The sequence below is a fragment of the Citrobacter sp. RHB36-C18 genome (assembly GCF_013814485.1).
GTDB lineage: Bacteria > Pseudomonadota > Gammaproteobacteria > Enterobacterales > Enterobacteriaceae > Citrobacter > Citrobacter braakii.
The window spans coordinates 4,475,254-4,489,676 of record NZ_CP057125.1 but is presented as its reverse complement, the minus strand read 5'-3'; the positions used below and the strand labels follow the sequence as shown (position 1 = coordinate 4,489,676).

General features: G+C 53.8%; 14 protein-coding genes. 9 read left to right on the top strand and 5 right to left on the bottom strand.

What is annotated here, in order from left to right; all coding sequences use genetic code 11:
- The first annotated feature begins 20 nt into the window (after positions 1–20).
- From HVZ52_RS21295 to HVZ52_RS21285, 3 genes are read left to right on the top strand one after another with little or no spacing between them, the layout of a single operon-like run.
- Positions 21–659 (top strand): YjbF family lipoprotein, encoded by a 639-nt coding sequence (locus tag HVZ52_RS21295; RefSeq protein ID WP_016155436.1) that lies wholly within the window; start codon positions 21–23, stop codon positions 657–659.
- Positions 656–1,393 carry a capsule biosynthesis GfcC family protein gene (locus tag HVZ52_RS21290; protein WP_065554815.1) on the top strand — a complete coding sequence of 246 codons (738 nt, stop codon included), beginning with the start codon at positions 656–658 and terminating at the stop codon, positions 1,391–1,393. Before HVZ52_RS21295 ends, HVZ52_RS21290 begins: the two co-directional genes overlap by 4 nt.
- Positions 1,393–3,489: a YjbH domain-containing protein gene (locus HVZ52_RS21285; protein WP_181598668.1), complete on the top strand. Its 2,097-nt coding sequence runs from the start codon at positions 1,393–1,395 to the stop codon at positions 3,487–3,489. The genes HVZ52_RS21290 and HVZ52_RS21285 overlap by 1 nt, the downstream gene beginning before the upstream one ends.
- A 34-nt stretch (positions 3,490–3,523) precedes the next feature.
- Here HVZ52_RS21285 and HVZ52_RS21280 read toward each other — a convergent pair whose 3' ends face one another.
- Positions 3,524–3,979: an acyltransferase gene (locus HVZ52_RS21280; RefSeq protein ID WP_161784581.1), complete on the bottom strand. Its 456-nt coding sequence runs from the start codon at positions 3,977–3,979 to the stop codon at positions 3,524–3,526.
- A 135-nt stretch (positions 3,980–4,114) separates the two neighbouring features.
- Between HVZ52_RS21280 and psiE the strand changes: the two genes are divergently transcribed.
- Positions 4,115–4,525, top strand: a complete 411-nt coding sequence (psiE, locus tag HVZ52_RS21275) for a phosphate-starvation-inducible protein PsiE (RefSeq protein ID WP_003031674.1) — start codon at positions 4,115–4,117, stop codon at positions 4,523–4,525.
- 45 nt (positions 4,526–4,570) lie between these two features.
- Here psiE and HVZ52_RS21270 read toward each other — a convergent pair whose 3' ends face one another.
- The 4 genes from HVZ52_RS21270 to malE all read right to left on the bottom strand — a co-directional run bounded on the left by HVZ52_RS21270 (position 4,571) and on the right by malE (position 8,735).
- Entirely contained in the window at positions 4,571–4,762 is a 192-nt protein-coding gene (locus HVZ52_RS21270) for a hypothetical protein (protein ID WP_175392775.1), read from the bottom strand.
- Positions 4,763–4,907: 145 nt separating this feature from the next.
- Positions 4,908–5,798, bottom strand: a complete 891-nt coding sequence (malG, locus tag HVZ52_RS21265; protein ID WP_016155340.1) for a maltose ABC transporter permease MalG — start codon at positions 5,796–5,798, stop codon at positions 4,908–4,910.
- A 14-nt stretch (positions 5,799–5,812) separates the two neighbouring features.
- A complete protein-coding gene (malF, locus tag HVZ52_RS21260; RefSeq protein WP_131380484.1) occupies positions 5,813–7,357 on the bottom strand; it encodes a maltose ABC transporter permease MalF in 1,545 nt (514 codons plus the stop codon).
- Between the two features lie 187 nt (positions 7,358–7,544).
- Entirely contained in the window at positions 7,545–8,735 is a 1,191-nt protein-coding gene (malE, locus tag HVZ52_RS21255; protein ID WP_016155342.1) for a maltose/maltodextrin ABC transporter substrate-binding protein MalE, read from the bottom strand.
- Positions 8,736–9,094: 359 nt separating this feature from the next.
- Between malE and malK the strand changes: the two genes are divergently transcribed.
- From malK to ubiA, 5 genes are all read left to right on the top strand, one after another.
- Positions 9,095–10,204: a maltose/maltodextrin ABC transporter ATP-binding protein MalK gene (gene malK / locus HVZ52_RS21250; protein ID WP_016155343.1), complete on the top strand. Its 1,110-nt coding sequence runs from the start codon at positions 9,095–9,097 to the stop codon at positions 10,202–10,204.
- Positions 10,205–10,380: 176 nt separating this feature from the next.
- The gene (locus HVZ52_RS21245; protein WP_016155344.1) at positions 10,381–11,739 is read left to right on the top strand and encodes a maltoporin; all 1,359 of its coding nucleotides are present in this window, start codon (positions 10,381–10,383) and stop codon (positions 11,737–11,739) included.
- 113 nt (positions 11,740–11,852) lie between these two features.
- The gene (malM, locus tag HVZ52_RS21240) at positions 11,853–12,800 is read left to right on the top strand and encodes a maltose operon protein MalM (RefSeq protein ID WP_181598667.1); all 948 of its coding nucleotides are present in this window, start codon (positions 11,853–11,855) and stop codon (positions 12,798–12,800) included.
- Positions 12,801–12,980: 180 nt separating this feature from the next.
- A complete protein-coding gene (gene ubiC, locus HVZ52_RS21235; protein ID WP_016155346.1) occupies positions 12,981–13,478 on the top strand; it encodes a chorismate lyase in 498 nt (165 codons plus the stop codon).
- A gap of 13 nt (positions 13,479–13,491) precedes the next feature.
- A complete protein-coding gene (gene ubiA, locus HVZ52_RS21230) occupies positions 13,492–14,364 on the top strand; it encodes a 4-hydroxybenzoate octaprenyltransferase (RefSeq protein WP_181598666.1) in 873 nt (290 codons plus the stop codon).
- Positions 14,365–14,423 lie beyond the last annotated feature (59 nt).

The following is a 14,423-nucleotide window of genomic DNA, read 5'->3' as shown; positions in this document are numbered from 1 at the left end:
TGCCGCTGCGGAGAAATGTCGTGAAGCGACCAGCGCTGATAATGGTTTGCCTGTTATTACAGGCGTGCTCAGCCACCACCGAAGGGCTGGGTCATTCGCTATGGGATAGCGTGTTTGGTACTCCCGGCGTACAGATGACGGACGATGAAATCAAAAACATGCCCTACGCCAGCCAGTACATGCAGCTCAACGGCGGCCCACAACTGTTTGTGGTACTCGCGTTCGCGGAAAACGGACAGCAGAAATGGGTGACTCAGGATCGGGCCATTCTCGTCACGCAGTCTGGGCGCATGGTGAAAACGCATCTCGGCGGGGATAACCTGATCGAGGTGAATAATCTCGCGGCAGATCCGCTCATCAAACCAAACCAGATAGTCGATGGGGCAACGTGGACCCGCACGATGGGCTGGACCGAACATCAGCAGGTGCGCTATGCCACCGCCCGCTCGGTTTTCGAATGGGATGGCACTGACACCATTAAGGTTGGTAACGAAGATACGCCAGTACGAATCCTTGACGAAGAAGTCACCACCGATCAAACGCGCTGGCATAACCGCTACTGGATCGACAGTGAAGGGCAGATTCGCCAATCGGAACAGTATCTTGGCGCACGTTACTTCCCGGTGAAAACCACGCTGATTAAGGCGGCAAAATCATGATGAAACGAGCCGTTGTGGCGCTGCTATTGAGCCTGAGCGCAGCGTCTGTTTTTGCTGCGGGTAGCATTAAGGTCTTTACCTCCGCCAGCGAAGAGCCAAAAACGTTGACCGGGGCCGAACATCTGCTCGACCTGGTTGGGCAGCCGCGATTGAGTAATAGCTGGTGGCCAGGAGCGGTTATCAGCGAAGAGCGGGCAACGACGGAAGCAGAGCGTCAGCAGCAGGCATTACTGGCTCGTCTGGCGATGCTCAGCGCTGAAGAAAGCGGTGACGATGCCGCGGCTATCAACGCATTGCGCCAGCAAATTCAGGCGCTGAAGGTGACCGGCAGACAGAAGATTAATCTCGACCCGGATGTTGTGCGCGTCAGTGAGCGAGGCAACCCGCCGTTGCAGGGCAATTACACGCTGTGGGTCGGACCGCAGCCAACGGATATAACGCTGTTTGGCCTGCTAAGTCATCCGGGTAAACAACCGTTTATGCCCGGGCGCGATATCGCCAGCTATCTCGATGGGCAACGTCGGCTCAGCGGCGCAGATCGTAGCTACGCCTGGGTCATCTATCCCGACGGACGCACGCAAAAAGTCCCGGTCGCCTACTGGAACAAACGTCACGTTGAGCCGATGCCCGGCAGCATCATTTTTGTCGGGCTCTCTGATGCTGTCTGGCGCAGCACCCCGGATGAAATCAATGCCGACATTCTTCGCACCCTGACCCAGCGGATACCCGAATAATGAGAAAAACTTATCTGCTCAGCTTACTGGCGCTGGGCGTAAGCGTTGCCTGCCACGGTGAAACCTGGCCCGCGCCCATTGGACCTTCCCAGTCCGATTTTGGCGGCGTGGGACTGCTGCAAACCCCAACCGCACGCATGGCGCGTGAAGGCGAAATGAGCCTTAACTACCGCGATAACGATCAATACCGTTACTACTCTGCGTCGGTACAACTCTTCCCCTGGCTGGAAACTACCCTGCGCTATACCGATGTGCGTACCAAAAAATACAGCGGCGTGGAGTCGTTTTCTGGCGATCAGACTTATAAAGATAAGGCTTTTGATCTCAAACTTCGCCTGTGGGAAGAGAGCTACTGGATGCCGCAGGTGGCGGTTGGCGCGCGGGATATCGGCGGAACCGGCCTGTTTGATGCGGAGTATGTGGTGGCGAACAAAGCCTGGGGCCCGTTTGATTTCTCTCTCGGCCTTGGCTGGGGATATCTCGGGACCAGCGGCAACGTTAGCAATCCGTTTTGCTCATACAGTGATAAATTTTGCCATCGCGATAACAGCTACAAGCAGGCCGGTTCTATTGACGGTAGCCAGATGTTCCACGGCCCGGCGTCGCTGTTTGGCGGCGTAGAGTATCAGACTCCCTGGCAGCCGCTGCGCCTGAAACTGGAGTATGAAGGTAATAATTACCAGCAGGATTTTGCCGGCAAGTTGGATCAGAAGAGCAAGTTTAACGTCGGCGCTATTTATCGCGTCACCGATTGGGCCGACGTTAACCTCAGCTATGAGCGCGGGAACACCTTGATGTTTGGGGTCACGCTGCGGACTAACTTTAACGATCTGCGACCAAACTATAACGACAATACCCGCCCGAAATATCAACCACAGCCGCAGGATGCCATCCTGCAACATTCGGTGGTGGCGAATCAGTTAACGCTGCTGAAATATAATGCCGGGCTGGCGGATCCTAAAATTCAGGTGCAGGGCGATACGCTGTATGTGACGGGTGAACAGGTGAAATACCGTGATTCGCGCGAAGGGATCGAGCGTGCTAACCGGATCGTGATGAACGATCTTCCCGATGGGATTCGCACGATCCGCATTACGGAAAACCGCCTTAACTTGCCGCAGGTGACGACCGAAACGGAGGTTTCCAGCCTCAAGCGCCATCTGGAAGGCGAGCCGTTGGGCCATGAAACTCAACTGGCACAAAAACGCGTCGAGCCCGTGGTACCGAAAACGACCGAGCAGGGCTGGTATATTGATAAGTCACGCTTCAATTTCCATATCGATCCGGTGCTAAATCAGTCGGTGGGCGGCCCGGAAAACTTCTATATGTATCAGTTGGGCGTGATGGGAACGGCGGATTTGTGGGTTACCGATCATCTGCTGACCACCGGGAGTTTGTTCGCCAACCTCGCCAATAACTATGACAAGTTTAACTACACCAACCCGCCGCAGGATTCGCATTTACCACGCGTGCGTACCCATGTGCGTGAGTATGTGCAAAACGATGTCTACGTGAATAACCTGCAGGCCAACTACTTCCAGTCACTCGGAAACGGGTTCTACGGACAGGTTTACGGGGGCTATCTGGAAACTATGTACGGCGGAGCGGGGGCAGAAGTGCTGTATCGCCCGCTGGACAGCAACTGGGCGTTTGGTGTTGATGCCAACTACGTGAAACAGCGTGACTGGCGCAGCGCGCAGGACATGATGAAGTTCACCGACTACAGCGTGAAGACCGGGCATTTGACGGCTTACTGGAATCCTTCGTTCGCCCAGGATGTACTGGTGAAAGCCAGCGTGGGGCAGTATCTGGCGGGGGATAAGGGCGGAGCGCTGGAAGTGGCGAAACGCTTTGACAGCGGCGTAGTGGTGGGGGGCTATGCGACCATCACCGACGCCTCGCCGGATGAGTACGGAGAGGGTGATTTTACCAAAGGGGTGTACGTTTCTGTGCCGCTGGATCTGTTCTCGTCAGGCCCAACCCGCAGTCGTGCGGCGATTGGCTGGACGCCGTTAACACGCGATGGCGGCCAGCAGCTTGGACGTAAGTTTGGTCTGTACGACATGACCAGCGACAGGAGTGAAAACTTCCGCTGATAGATGGCCGGATGGGACCTGCGCTTATCCGGCTCTATAAACGACGTAATAATTTTGCCGGATTTCCCGCATACACGCCTTTCTCGGTGATCGATTTGGTCACCACGCTCCCCGCGCCGACGACCACGCCATCACAGATAGTGACCGCCAGAATGGTCGCTCCGCTGCCGATCGAGACATCGTCGCCAATCGTAATACGTCCCCAACTGTTGCGGTCGGCATTGGGTTTTCCTTCGCGAAACATATCGTTGGCGAACATCACGCCGTGACCGATAAAACAGCGAGCGCCGAGGGTGACATATTCGCAGATGAAGGTGTGCGACTGAATTTTGCTGTCTGCGCCAATCTGCGTATTACCCTGGATTTCAACAAATGGTCCGACAAAAACGTTGTCCCCTAATGTGCAGTCGTAGAGATTTGCGGGTTCATAGATCACCACGTTCTCACCGCAGGTAACGTTGCGAACAGCGGATTGTCTGAGCTGCATAATTCATCCTGTGAAATGTGTCGTGAAATACATCATTCCCTGCTGACCTTTCTTGCACAAAATATAAACAAAAAATGTAGATCTCTGTCACATTTTTGCGTTATACAGGAACCTTGCCACTGAGTAAGAGGTGCTGTTATGACGTCGCTATCTCGTCCGCGCGTGGAGTTTATCTCCACTATTTTACAGACCGTGTTGAATCTGGGGTTGCTGAGTCTGGGCCTGATTCTGGTCGTATTCCTCGGGAAAGAAACGCTGCATCTGGCGGATGTGCTGTTCGCGCCGGAACAAACCAGCAAGTATGAACTGGTGGAAGGGCTGGTGGTTTACTTTCTCTACTTTGAATTTATCGCGCTGATTGTGAAGTACTTTCAGTCAGGTTTTCACTTTCCGCTGCGCTACTTTGTCTATATCGGGATCACTGCGATTGTGCGGCTGATCATTGTCGATCATAAAGCGCCGATGGATGTGCTGATCTATTCTGCGGCGATCCTGCTGCTGGTGATCACCCTGTGGCTGTGTAATTCCAAACGGCTGAAGCGAGAGTAAAAGACAACACGCCGCAATTGGGCTGCGGCGTGTTTTGGGTAAAAATTACTGCGCAGAGGCCGGCTGGGTTTTCTCCGCCGCGGGTTCCCACAGTTCTTCAAATTTATCCACCGTCATGATCGCCAATACGGTAAAGCTAAGGTTGATCACGCCGATGACGATAACGCCTGCGCCAAACTCATTCTGTTTAATTTGTCGAGTTTCAGGCGAAAAATTGAATTGCAGTGATGGGGGCACGAAAGGAAATAATCGTAAGCGTAATGCAAAATAACATAAAAAAAGGGCGCTCCGTAGAGCGCCGAATAACAGTCACAGGTTGGGATAACATAAGTTGAGGGTTGCAGTGGCATTGCCCGTTGCCGGGCAGTTACTTCGGTAAAACTTAACCTTTCACACCACCCGCCGTCAGTCCGTTGACCAACCAGCGCTGTGCCAGCAGGAACACCAGAGTGATAGGAATGGCTGAAAGTACAGCTGCGGCGGCAAAGTCGCCCCACAAATAGTTCTGTGGATTGAGGTACTGCTGCATACCTACCGCAAGGGTATAGCTGTTCACATCACGCAGCAGCAGTGATGCGACCGGTACTTCGGTAATCGCGGCAATGAAAGACAGAATAAACACGACCGCCAGAATCGGAACGGAAAGCGGCAGCAACACCAGGCGGAATGCCTGCCATGGCGTTGCGCCATCCAGCGCGGCCGCTTCTTCCAGCGAACCGTCGATGGTTTCGAAATAGCCCTTAATCGTCCACACATGCAGCGCAATACCGCCGAGATAGGCGAAGATCACGCCGCCGTGAGTGTTCAGACCAATAAACGGAATGTACTGGCCCAGGCGGTCAAACAAAGCATACAACGCGACCAGAGACAGCACCGCCGGGAACATCTGGAATATCAGCATCCCTTTCAGCAGGGTTGCTTTGCCCGGGAAGCGCATACGGGCAAAGGCGTAAGCGCAGGTGGTGGAAAGCGTCACGATACCGATCGCGGTAATGGTGGCTACTTTCACCGAGTTCCACAGCCATAACAGCACCGGGAACGGCGGCGGCGTCACGCGGCCATCCGCATGCTCAACGCTAAAGCCCAGCGCCAGTTTCCAGTGTTCCCAGGAGATGTTTTCCGGGATCAGGCTGCCGGTGGCAAAGTTACCTTCACGCAGCGAGATAGCGATAACCATCAGCAGCGGGAACATGATCGCTGCAATGAAAATCAGCAGCAGCAAGTGCGTTGTTAAGAGACGCAGTTTCTGAGATTTGGGTTGTACCATAGCCATGTTCGTTGTCTCCCTTAATCAAACTTCATACGCGTGGCTTTCAGGTTCACGATGGCCAGCGCACCGACCAGCAGGAAGATCAGCGTGGCAATCGCCGCCGCCAGACCGAAGTCCTGACCACCGCCGCCTTCGAAGGCGATACGGTAGGTGTAGCTCACGAGCAGGTCGGTATAGCCTGCTGGCGTGGTGGTACCAAGACGGTCTGGACCACCGTTGGTCAACAGTTGAATCAGCACGAAGTTGTTAAAGTTAAAGGCGAAGCTGGCGATCATCAGCGGCGTCAGCGGCTTAATCAGCAGCGGCAACGTAATCTTAAAGAAGTTCTGGAACGGACCTGCACCATCCATCGCCGACGCTTCATACAGGTCGTCAGGGATCGCTTTAAGCAGACCCATGCACAGGATCATCATGTACGGGTAACCAAGCCAGGTGTTGACGATAATAATCATCGAACGCGCGGTGGTTGGGTCGCTGAACCAGGCCGGTTTGATGCCAAACAGTGCGCTCAGCATCATGTTGATTTCACCGAAGCTCTGGTTGAACAGCCCTTTGAAAATCAGAATTGAAATAAACGACGGTACGGCATACGGCAGAATCAGCAGGACACGGTAAATCGCTTTGCCTTTGAGAGACTCCCACTGTACGAGACAGGCCAGTACCATCCCCACGGCCACGGTGAGGATCACGGTCAGAACGGAGAAGACCACCGTCCAGACAAAGATGGCGAAGAACGGTTTCTGAATGCCTTCGTCGGTAAATACGCGGGTGAAGTTGTCCCAACCGATGGCAACGGTATAGCCTGGGCTGAGTTTTTCGTTACCCCAGCTACCGTCAGCGTTAATTGCCTGATAATAACCAATATCGTTGTTGGCGCGGTATTTTACGCCGCTTTGGCTGTTGGTAAGCGTGCCGTCATCAGCGAGCGTATAGAGTGGCTGCGTGCCGGAAAACTGGCGCAGTGAACTCATAATCACTTTGCTTTCATCCGGCAGGATGGCGGTGAGTTGGGTTAACGCCTGGCGATTTTGCGTAATGACACGCAGCGTCGCACGTTCGCCCGCTGGCAGCGCCTCGGCTTCTTTCAACTGCAGTTTCTGTTCGCCGCCAAATTTAAAGGCGTCGGAGAGATAATTCTTGCCGGTTTCTCCGTCGGTGAGGGCCAGTTGCCACTGCGTACCCGTCGGATACAGGCCGAAGTTGTAGGTTTTCCCCGCCTGATAAGAACGGTCCATCAGGACTTCCTGAGCACGTTCAAAGGTCAGTTGGTTGGTGCTGCTGTAGTTGGTAAAGGCAATTGCGATAGTACAAATTAGCGGAAACAGGACAAACAGCCCCATCCCTGCAACGCCTGGGTAAACATAGCGCCAGGCGTAGGCTTTACGGTTAGCAAAAATATACAGGCCAGCAGAGCTTAAAATCAGCGTCATGATGGCAAACAGGTACTCCCCCTGAGCATACATCAAAACAACAAGGTAACCGACCAGCAGCCCAAGCAGACCCATCACTGACCATTTCAGCCGGTCGCTTTGCCACCAGTGTTTCTTTTTAATGACATCCATGGGGATCAATCCTCTTTACGCTTTATCCTTCGCACTACCTCTTTGTTGGCTGCGGAAGCTCACCCCAGTCACTTACTTATGTAAGCTCCTGGGGATTTGCCTCCTTGCCGCCTCGATGTAGCGCGAGTGATTTCGCGTAACAACGTATTCAATAAACCTGATTCCCTAAGAAATAAGGGAAACCGTATTACTTGGTGATACGACCTTGTGCATCTTTCAGCGCGGCATCGACGGTCTGACGGCCGCTGGCTGCGTTGATCACTGCGGTACGAACGGCATACCAGAATGCGGACATCTGCGGGATGTTCGGCATGATCTCGCCTTTCTGGGCGTTATCCATGGTGGCCGCGATACGCGGGTCTTTTGCTAACTGATCCTGGAAGGATTTCAGCGCAACCGCGCCCAGCGGTTTGTCCTTATTCACTTCATCCAGACCCTGATCGGTCAGCAGGTAGTTTTCGAGGAACTCTTTTGCCAGTTCTTTGTTCGGGCTGGCAGCGTTGATACCTGCGCTCAGAACGCCCACGAACGGTTTGGACGGTTTACCCTTGAAGGTTGGCAGCAGGGCAACGCCGTAATTCACCTTGCTCTTATCGATGTTGGACCACGCCCACGGACCGTTGATGGTCATCGCGGTGTCACCTTTGTTAAAGGCCGCTTCGGCGATGGAGTAATCGGTATCCGCGTTCATGTGTTTGTTCTTGATCAGATCAACCAGGAAGGTCAGACCCGCTTTTGCGCCCGCGTTGTCCACGCCCACGTCTTTCACGTCGTACTTGCCGTTTTCAAACTTGAACGCGTAACCGCCGTCGGCGGCAATCAGCGGCCAGGTGAAGTACGGTTCTTGCAGGTTGAACATCAGCGCGGATTTTCCTTTCGCCTTCAGCTCTTTATCCAGCGCAGGAATTTCTTCCCAGGTTTTTGGCGGGTTTGGAACGAGGTCTTTGTTATAAATCAACGACAGCGCTTCAACCGCAATCGGGTAGGCAATCAGTTTGCCGTTATAGCGTACGGCATCCCAGGTGAACGGATAGAGTTTGTCCTGGAACGCTTTATCTGGGGTGATTTCAGCCAGCAGGCCAGACTGAGCGTAGCCGCCAAAACGGTCATGTGCCCAGAAGATGATGTCCGGGCCGTCGCCAGTCGCGGCAACCTGTGGGAACTTCTCTTCCAGTTTGTCCGGGTGCTCAATGGTGACTTTGATACCGGTGTCTTTCTCGAATTTTTTGCCCACTTCAGCGAGGCCGTTATAGCCTTTGTCGCCGTTAATCCAGATAACCAGCTTACCTTCTTCAATCTTGGCGAGAGCCGAGGCGGAAAACATCATCGTCGTTAATGCAGACAATGCGAGGATGCGTGCGCCAGTTTTGATTTTCATAGTTCCCATCCTGTTTGGTGATTTTGCAGAGGTGGCTTAACGGTTACTAGTTTCTTTATACGACAACCTCTTTCCATCCTCCTTACCCCTACGCCCCACCCGCTCTTTATGTGATCTGTGTTACATAAATGTGAGTATTGCGTACTGGCGCACATAAAAACCCACTGATTTTTGCAGGCTGCATCACGAAATTCCTCCGCGGCGTACGGCCCGGGTCTCAGACGCTGTTCTCTCATCCTCCCGCCTCCTCCCCCATAAAAAAGCCGGGGGTGGAGGATTCACGCAGTCAAGGGATCACGCATAGTCAGCCCATCATGAATGTTGCTGTCGATGACAGGTTGTAACGAAGGGAGAAGGGCATGGCGAGCGTACAGCTGCGAAATGTAACGAAAGCCTGGGGTGACGTGGTGGTATCGAAAGATATCAATCTCGACATTCACGAAGGGGAATTCGTGGTGTTTGTCGGACCGTCAGGCTGCGGTAAGTCGACCTTGCTGCGTATGATCGCCGGACTTGAAACCATCACCAGTGGCGACCTGTTTATCGGGGAGACCCGGATGAACGACATTCCCCCCGCCGAACGCGGCGTGGGCATGGTCTTTCAGTCCTACGCGTTGTATCCCCATTTATCCGTCGCAGAAAACATGTCGTTTGGCCTCAAACTGGCTGGCGCAAAAAAAGAGGTGATGAATCAGCGCGTGAATCAGGTCGCGGAAGTTCTGCAACTGGCGCACCTGCTGGAGCGTAAACCGAAAGCGCTTTCCGGCGGGCAACGTCAGCGTGTGGCGATTGGCCGAACGCTGGTTGCCGAGCCACGCGTATTCCTGCTGGATGAACCGCTGTCGAACCTCGACGCCGCTCTGCGTGTGCAAATGCGTATTGAAATCTCCCGCCTGCATAAACGTCTGGGCCGCACGATGATTTACGTCACCCACGATCAGGTCGAAGCGATGACGCTGGCCGACAAAATTGTGGTGCTGGATGCTGGTCGCGTGGCGCAGGTCGGCAAACCGCTGGAGCTATACCACTATCCGGCTGACCGCTTTGTGGCGGGCTTTATTGGCTCGCCGAAGATGAACTTCCTGCCGGTGAAAGTCACCGGGACGGCCATCGATCAAGTGCAGGTTGAACTGCCAAACCGCCAGCAAATATGGCTACCGGTGGACAGCCATGCGGTACAGGTTGGTGCCAACATGTCTTTAGGTATCCGCCCGGAACATCTGCTGCCCAGCGATATCGCCGATGTCACCCTCGAAGGTGAAGTGCAGGTGGTCGAGCAGCTTGGTCACGAAACTCAAATTCATATCCAGATCCCCGCCATCCGTCAAAACCTGGTTTACCGCCAGAACGACGTGGTGTTGGTAGAAGAGGGTGCCACATTCGCCATCGGCCTGCCGCCAGAGCGTTGCCATCTGTTCCGTGAGGATGGCACTGCATGTCGTCGGTTGCATCAAGAGCCGGGCGTTTAAGGTCCCCATAAAAAACGAAACGCAAAGCCATTCGAAGCTACATCGAGGCGGCAAGTAAATGAATCCCCGGGAGTGTACAAAGAGTACGCGACTGGGGTGAAAGAACGCAGCCAACAAAGAGGCAGCCCGAAGGGGGACGCGTTTAAAGAAAAGCAATGATCTCAGGAGATAGAACGATGATTACTCTGCGCAAACTCCCTCTGGCGGTTGCTGTAGCAGCAGGCATTATGTCTGTTCAGGCAATGGCTGTAGATTTCCACGGTTACGCTCGTTCCGGTATTGGCTGGACAGGGAGTGGCGGTGAACAACAGTGTTTCCAGGCAACCGGTGCACAAAGTAAATACCGTCTTGGTAACGAATGTGAAACCTATGCGGAAATCAAATTAGGTCAGGAAGTGTGGAAAGAAGGCGATAAGAGCTTCTACTTCGACACCAACGTTGCTTACTCCGTCGCACAGCAGAATGACTGGGAAGGCACAGACCCGGCATTCCGTGAAGCAAACGTGCAGGGTAAAAACCTGATCGAATGGCTGCCAGGCTCCACTATCTGGGCCGGTAAGCGCTTCTACCAGCGTCATGACGTACACATGATCGACTTCTACTACTGGGATATTTCAGGTCCTGGCGCCGGTATTGAAAACATCGATCTGGGCTTCGGTAAACTGTCTTTGGCGGCGAGCCGTTCACAGGAAGCGGGTGGTTCATACGCTTTCAGCAGCCAGAATATCTATGATCGTACCAAAGACACCGCGAACGATGTATTTGACGTTCGTTTAGCGCAGTTGGCAACTAACCCGGATGGGATGTTGGAACTGGGCGTTGACTATGGTCGCGCGAATACCACCGATGATTACAGGCTGGCGGACGGCGCATCTAAAGATGGTTGGATGTTCACCGCTGAACATACCCAGAGCATGCTGAAGGGCTACAACAAGTTTGTCGTTCAGTACGCCACAGATTCCATGACCACCCAGGGCAAAGGCCTGAACCAGGGTTCTTATGGTTCTTCCACTACGACCATTGAAGATCCCGTTACTGGCGTTAAAACCAACTATGCCAACAATGTTGTGAATAACAACGGTAGCCTGTTCCGCGTGCTGGACCACGGTGCAATCTCCCTGGGCGACAAGTGGGACCTGATGTACGTCGGTATGTACCAGAACCTCGACATGGATAACGACCTGGGGACCGAATGGTACACCGTCGGTATTCGCCCGATGTATAAATGGACGCCAATCATGAGCACCCTGCTGGAAGTCGGTTACGACAACGTCAAATCTCAGCAGACCAGCGATCGCAACAGCCAGTACAAAATCACCCTGGCCCAACAATGGCAGGCGGGTGACAGCATCTGGTCTCGTCCGGCAATCCGCGTCTTCGCAACCTATGCAAAATGGGATGAAGAGTGGGGTTACATCAAAAATGGTAACGACGTAACCAAATTCGCAGCGGCAACGAACTCAGGTCTCAGCACAACCAGCCGTGGCGACAACGATGAGTGGTCCTTCGGTGCCCAGATGGAAATCTGGTGGTAATTCAGCACTAACCTGACGTAAAGACCGAAAGAGGGGCGCAAGCCCCTCTTGATTACGGTTTAGCGCGCTATTGCCTGGCCACCGCTGAACCCATGCTATCTGAGGTGATAACAATGAAAATGAAGAAAAGTCTCGTTGCCCTTTGTTTATCTGCAGGGTTATTTGCCAGCGTACCTGGCATCAGCCTGGCCGATGTGAATATTGTTCCGCAGAACACCACCGCGGCCCCATCTATTCCCACTGCTGCGCTGCAGCAGTTAACCTGGACGCCTGTTGATCAATCCAAAACCCAGTCTTCGCCGCTTGCGACAGCGGGTCAGCGTCTGGATGTCGCCGGTATTACTGGCCCGGTCGCTGCGTATAGCGTCCCGGCGAATATTGGCGAGCTCACTCTGACGCTGTCCAGTGAAGTGAATAAACAAACCAGCGTATTTGCGCCAAACGTATTAATTCTTGACCAAAACATGACGCCATCTGCGTTCTTCCCCAGCAGCTATTTTACCTACCAGGAGCCCGGCGTGATGAGTGCCGATCGTCTGGAAGGGGTAATGCGTCTGACGCCAGCGCTGGGTCAGCAAAAACTCTATGTTTTGGTCTTTACCACTGATAAAGATCTCCAGCAGACCACAACCCTGCTTGACCCGGCAAAAGCCTATGCCAAGGGCGTAGGTAACGCTATTCCGGATATTCCAGACCCGATCGCCCGTCATACCACCGACGGTTTACTGAAACTGAAAGTCAAAACCAGCTCCTCCTCCAGTGTTCTGGTCGGGCCGCTGTTTGGCTCATCCGGCCCTGGTCCTGTCACGGTGGGCAATACCGCCGCGCCTGCGGTGACCTATGCGGCTCCGGCAGCAGCCGTTGCTGCTCCAGCGCCACAACCGGTGAAGAAAAGTGAGCCGATGCTGAACGACACGGAAAGTTATTTTAACCAGGGCATTAAGGATGCCGTTGCGAAAGGCGATGTCGATAAAGCGCTGAAGCTGCTTGATGAAGCTGAGCGTCTGGGATCCAAATCTGCCCGATCCACCTTTATCAGCAGTGTAAAAGGCAAGGGGTAAACATCGCCCCGCATTGTTGATTTTGCAACAACTGGTGCGTCTCCTGGCGCACCTTTTTTTATCCTTCGGTGCTAATTGTTACACTTATGTTGCTCTGGCGATCACTTAATTGTGTTTGCTCACCCCGTAATGCATTTTCTGCGATACAATGCCTTCAAGTTATAAATCGGAGAGTAAGGCATGCCACACCCTGCGTTAACGCAACTGCGTGCGCTGCGTTATTTTGATGCGATCCCGGCGCTGGACGCCCAACTGCTCGACTGGTTGTTACTGGAAGATTCCATGACTAAACGTTTTGAGCAGCAGGGAAAACAGGTCACCGTAACGTTGATTCGCGAAGCATTCGTTGGGCAAAATGAGGTGCCTGAAGAGCTGCCGCTGCTGCCTAAAGAGTCCCGTTATTGGTTACGTGAGATCCTGTTATGCGCGGATGGTGAACCCTGGCTTGCCGGGCGGACCGTGGTGCCTGAATCAACCTTGTGCGGCCCTGAGCTGGCCTTACAAAATCTGGGGAAAACCCCGCTCGGACGTTACCTGTTTACATCATCGACATTGACCCGAGATTTTATTGAGATTGGCCGCGATGCAGCGCTGTGGGGGCGCCGTTCCCGCCTGCGGCTGAGCGGTAAGCCGCTGATGCTTACCGAGCTTTTTCTACCTGCATCGCCGTTGTACTGAGAGGAAGATAAAGATGGAGTGGAGTCTGACGCAGAATAAGCTGCTGGCATTTCACCGCTTGATGCGTACGGATAAGCCAATCGGTGCCTTACTGCTGCTCTGGCCTACGCTGTGGGCATTGTGGGTGGCAACCCCAGGCATGCCGCAAATGTGGATCCTGGCGGTGTTTGTCGCTGGCGTTTGGTTAATGCGCGCCGCCGGCTGCGTGGTGAATGATTATGCCGACAGGAAATTTGACGGACACGTTAAGCGCACCGCAAATCGCCCGTTGCCGAGCGGGGCCGTCACTGAAAAAGAGGCCCGAACGCTGTTCGTCGTATTGGTACTGCTGGCCTTCCTGCTGGTTTTGACGCTCAACACGATGACCATTTTGTTGTCCGTTGCGGCGTTAGCGCTGGCGTGGGTTTACCCGTTCATGAAACGCTATACGCACCTGCCGCAGGTGGTGCTGGGGGCGGCGTTTGGCTGGTCGATCCCGATGGCGTTCGCCGCCGTGAGCGAGTCCGTACCGCTGAGCTGCTGGCTGATGTTCCTCGCCAATATTCTCTGGGCGGTGGCCTACGACACCCAATATGCGATGGTTGACCGCGATGATGACCTGAAGATCGGCATTAAATCGACCGCGATTCTGTTCGGTCAAAACGACAAGCTGATCATTGGTATCCTGCAGGTGGGCGTACTGGTGCTGATGGCGCTGGTGGGTTGGCTAAACGGGCTGGGACTGGGTTATTACTGGTCTCTGCTGGTGGCTGGCGCGCTATTTGTATATCAGCAAAAACTGATCGTCAATCGCGAGCGTGGTGCCTGTTTTAAAGCGTTTATGAACAATAACTACGTCGGTCTGGTGCTGTTCTTAGGGCTGGCGATGAGCTACTGGCATTTTTGAGTTTGGCTTAGCCTGCAAAATAAAAAACCGGTCATTTCATTTCGACCGGTTTTTTTATG